This is a genomic window from Pseudonocardia sp. Ae505_Ps2 (assembly GCF_001932425.1).
Classification (GTDB): Bacteria; Actinomycetota; Actinomycetes; order Mycobacteriales; family Pseudonocardiaceae; genus Pseudonocardia.
This window is the reverse complement of sequence record NZ_MCIP01000001.1, coordinates 94986-96831: the sequence shown is the minus strand read 5'-3', so window position 1 is coordinate 96831 and position 1846 is coordinate 94986. Positions and strand designations below refer to the sequence as shown.

The window sequence follows — 1846 nt, the reverse complement described above, 5'->3', positions numbered from 1 at the left end:
GGTCGAACCGGGCCGCGAGAGTGGAGCCGCACGTGGTGCTGTGTTGCCAGCAGCGTCGGGGAGCGACGAACGGCGACGCGGCGTAGCCGGTGTCCTGATCCCTCGGCTGCGATCGCGGGATCAGCGCGGTCACGGTGAGTGGTGAGAAGGTGCCGTGCACGACGCCGTGGGAGAGCGGCACGAGTGGCAAGCCTGATACGCCCTCTGTGAGACCGAGGCCGGTTATGCCCGACCGCGGAACAATTAAAACAGGACTGCTGCTGCGATCACAGCCCATCGTCCGGCCGGTGCGCATGTCAGTATGGCTGCTGACACAGACGTCAATAGTATGATCGATTGTGTGCTCGAGCGCCACCTCAGACTTTGCTTGATCAACACAGTCAGTGCGGAGCAGAATTCGTGATGCGTCGAGCCTGGTAGATCCTGTCGTCCGAAGGACCGAGATGCTGCACCTATCCGCTAGGAGAGAAGCTTGAGAGTCATGTTCGACTGCTACTGGTGGTTCGAGGGCCCGCCGTCGAACAGGCATGTTCTTCGCGATATTGTGACCACGTGGAGCACGGAATATCCGCAGGACGAGTTGGCCGGAGTGTTCTACGAAAACAACCGCAACGAGCTGGCCAAGGGTGGCGACTTCCCAGGTGTCTACTATTGGACCCGGCTGCGCCCCCACGGCTTGGGTGTGGCGTTGGGCAGCGGGGCGGCTTTGAGAGACTTTCAGCCGTGCGTGTACATCGGTCAGAACTTTACTCCGATCTTGAAGAATCCCGCCGTTAAACTGACGTACATACACGACTTGATGTTCCTCGAGCACCCGGAGTGGTTCTCCTTCGTCGAGCGTGCATACTTTCGCGGCATGAGTCTGACCGCTCGATTCGCCGACTCGATCGTTACCTCGTCTGAATCTGAGGCCAAGCGAATCGCAAGGCATGTCTCCCGGCCTGTAGATGCAGTCGGTCTCGGCCTCAGTAGTGAACTGACCGAGATCACGCCAACGAAATCTGTCGCGATGCGACTCGGCCTGGTCGCCGATAGCTTCATTCTCGCTGTTGGACGCCTCAATAAGAGAAAGAACCTTGGACGGGCGATCGACGCAGCTCGAGCGAGCGGGCTTGTATGCAAGGATTTTCCGCTGGTAGTGGTCGGCGAGCGTGATGGGCGTCAATCACAGTTGTCTGAATCCGCACGCGAAGGGATAGATCGGAATGAGATTCTGTTTACTGGGTATATCGGCGACTCAGAGCTGACGTGGTTGTACAAGAATACTCGAGCGCTAGTCTTCGTGTCGTTCGATGAGGGCTTCGGGATGCCTCCGGTCGAAGCGGCATTCTTCGGCACGAAGTCGGTGGTGAGTGACATTCCTGTGTTCCGTGAGACACTTCAAGATAATGCCGTGTTTGTCAATCCGAATAACGTTCAAGATATTAGTCGAGGAATACGTCAGGTCTGCGATCAGCCTGCAATGCCGATCGAACCCTCGTGGTGGCAGAGCAAACACTCTTGGGAGGTCAGCGTTTCAAGAATCAGACACCTCGCCATGACATTAGCGCAAGAGCGGCGTTGAATCGTTCAGTATGCGTGATCCTGGACGACTCTCGCCAATGAGGCTTTGTACTGCAACGGCAGTTGATCAGCTCGGGGGTCGTTCGCCGCGTCGGCGGTAGTGGCAGTCGCGGGCCTGTTGTTGGCGTTCACGGCGCCAGGTCGACCAGTGCATGACGTGGTCGATGCAGGTGAGCGGGGTGAAGGCGAGCGCGGCGAGGAGACGGCGGATCTCGTTGCCCGACAGCTGAATCAATGCGCGCCGGCTGGCTGAGGATCCCCCTTTTCGGCCTCGCGTGCGTGT

3 protein-coding genes are annotated in these 1846 nt (G+C 58.5%); 1 reads left to right on the top strand and 2 read right to left on the bottom strand.

The window, feature by feature from the left end; translation table 11 throughout:
• The coding region (locus Ae505Ps2_RS32380; RefSeq protein WP_212567598.1) for a hypothetical protein at positions 1-355 on the bottom strand (355 nt) is incomplete at its 3' end.
• A 126-nt stretch (positions 356-481) separates the two neighbouring features.
• Between Ae505Ps2_RS32380 and Ae505Ps2_RS00450 the strand changes: the two genes are divergently transcribed.
• Positions 482-1564, top strand: coding sequence for a glycosyltransferase family 1 protein (locus Ae505Ps2_RS00450; protein ID WP_075553320.1), 1083 nt, complete (start codon positions 482-484; stop codon positions 1562-1564).
• Positions 1565-1630: 66 nt separating this feature from the next.
• On the opposite strand, the gene Ae505Ps2_RS32375 is transcribed toward Ae505Ps2_RS00450, so the two are convergent.
• Positions 1631-1798, bottom strand: coding sequence for a hypothetical protein (locus Ae505Ps2_RS32375; RefSeq protein ID WP_170917006.1), 168 nt, complete (start codon positions 1796-1798; stop codon positions 1631-1633).
• Between the last annotated feature and the right edge of the window lie 48 nt (positions 1799-1846).